General features: G+C 63.5%; 2 protein-coding genes. Both read left to right on the forward strand.

What is annotated here, in order from left to right; all coding sequences use genetic code 11:
* Nucleotides 1–1431, forward strand: a 1431-nt coding sequence (gspE, locus tag U4Y88_RS37485) for a type II secretion system ATPase GspE (protein WP_321790107.1), incomplete at its 5' end; no start/stop codon positions are given.
* Between the two features lie 18 nt (nt 1432–1449).
* Nucleotides 1450–2444, forward strand: a 995-nt coding sequence (gene gspF, locus U4Y88_RS37490) for a type II secretion system inner membrane protein GspF (RefSeq protein WP_321790109.1), incomplete at its 3' end; no start/stop codon positions are given.

The raw sequence follows: 2444 nt of genomic DNA on the forward strand, positions 1-2444 counted from the left end.
GCCCGCCTCATTCCCTACGGCTTCGCCAAAAGCGGCCAGTTGCTCGTTGCGCAGCAGCGCGCCGAAGGTCTCGAAGTTTGGATCAGCGATCGCACGTCCGGCGCAGCGATCGCCGAAGTCGCGCGTAACTTCGGCGCGTTCTCGCTCGTGCGCGTCCCCGCCGATGAACTCGCGCAGGCGATCAATCAGGCGTATGCGCGTCAGGACGGCAGCGCCGCGCAGGTGGTCGGCGAAGTCGAAGGCGAGGTCGATCTTTCGCGGCTCATGCAGGACATTCCCGAAGTGGAAGACCTGCTGGAATCCGAGGACGATGCGCCGATCATCCGCATGATCAACGCGCTGCTCACGCAGGCCGCGCGCGAGCAGGCTTCGGATATTCATATCGAGCCGTTTGAAAATGCTTCGGTGGTGCGCTTTCGCGTCGACGGCACGCTGCGCGATGTCGTGCGGCCGAAGAAAGCGCTGCATGGCGCGCTGATCTCGCGGATCAAGATCATGGCGCAGCTCGATATCGCAGAGAAACGTCTGCCGCAGGATGGACGTATCACGCTGCGTGTGGGCGGGCGTCCGGTTGACGTGCGCGTGTCCACGCTGCCGACGGGCCACGGCGAACGCGCCGTGCTGCGTCTGCTGGAAAAAGACGCCCAGCGCCTGAATCTCGAAGCGCTCGGCATGGCCGCCGATACGCTCGGCAAGTTCGATCAGCTGATCGCGAAACCGCACGGCATCGTGCTGGTTACAGGCCCGACCGGCTCCGGCAAAACGACCACGCTCTACGCGTCGATGTCGCGGCTCGAAACGGCCACGACGAACATCATGACCGTGGAAGACCCGATCGAGTACGACCTCTCGGGCATCGGCCAGACGCAGGTGAATGAGCGCATCGGCATGACGTTCGCGCGCGCGTTGCGCTCGATTCTGCGTCAAGACCCGGACATCATCATGATCGGCGAAATCCGCGATCTGGAGACGGCGCAGATTGCGGTGCAGGCTTCGTTGACCGGTCACCTCGTGCTTGCGACGCTGCACACGAACGATGCGGCTTCGGCGGTTACGCGTCTGACCGATATGGGCGTCGAACCTTATCTGCTCGCTTCGTCATTGCTTGGTGTGCTTGCGCAGCGTCTCGTGCGTCAGCTGTGTCCGCATTGCAAGGAAGAACGTGTCGAGGACGATGGCCGCAAGCGCTGGCATCCTGTGGGCTGCGAGCGTTGCGGGCAATCGGGCTATTCAGGCCGTCGCGGCGTGTACGAACTGCTGCTCATCGACGAGCCGATCCGCAATCTCATTCACCGCAATGCCGCCGATGCCGAGATCTTCAACGCAGGCCGTGAGCAAGGCATGCGCACGCTGCGCGAGGATGGCGAGCGCTGGATCGATTCCGGCCGCACGTCGCTGGAAGAAGTGCTGCGCGTGACCGGCGGCGCATAAGCGGAGGCGATCAGCAACATGCCAGCATTTCGCTTTGAAGCGATCGACGCCGCAGGCAAGGCGCAAAAGGGCGTCCTCGATGCCGACAGCGCGCGCAGTGCGCGTGCGCAACTACGCGGGCAGGGACTCACGCCGCTCGTCGTCGAACCGGCGGCGACGCGCACGCGCGGCGCGCGTCAGCAGCGGCTTGCACTCGGCCGCAAACTCTCGCAGCGCGAGCAGGCGATTCTCACGCGTCAGCTTGCGAGTCTGCTGATTGCAGGTTTGCCGCTGGGTGAAGCGCTTGCGGTGCTCACCGAACAGGCCGAACGCGACTACATCCGTGAATTGATGGCCGCAATCCGCGCAGAAGTGCTCGGTGGTCATTCGCTCGCGAACGCACTCACGCAGCATCCGCGAGACTTCCCGGATATCTATCGCGCGCTGGTTGCGGCGGGCGAACACACGGGCAAACTGGGCATCGTGCTTTCGCGTCTCGCCGATTACATCGAGCAGCGCAATGCGCTCAAGCAGAAGATCGTCCTTGCATTCACGTACCCGACGATCGTCACGATCATCGCGTTTGGCATCGTCACGTTTCTGCTGAGTTATGTGGTGCCGCAGGTTGTGAACGTGTTCGCGAGCACGAAACAGCAGTTGCCGTTTCTGACGATCGTGATGATGGCGCTTTCGGGTTTCGTGCGTCAGTGGTGGTGGGCCGTGCTGATCGCGGTGATGATCGTTGCGTGGATCGTGCGCGGGACGCTAAGACGTCCCGGTCCGCGTCTCGCGTTCGACCGCTGGCTGCTCACCGCGCCGCTCGCAGGCAAGCTCGTGCGCGGCTACAACACGGTGCGATTCGCGAGCACGCTCGGGATTCTGAGCGCGGCGGGCGTGCCGATTCTGCGCGCGTTGCAGGCGGCGGGCGAAACGCTGTCGAACAAGGCGATGCGCAATAACATCGACGAAGCGATCGTGCGCGTGCGTGAAGGCACATCGCTTTCGCGTGCGCTCGGGAATACGAAGACGTTTCC

Source organism: Paraburkholderia sp. J94 (genome assembly GCF_905220285.1).
Classification (GTDB): domain Bacteria; phylum Pseudomonadota; class Gammaproteobacteria; order Burkholderiales; family Burkholderiaceae; genus Paraburkholderia; species Paraburkholderia tropica_A.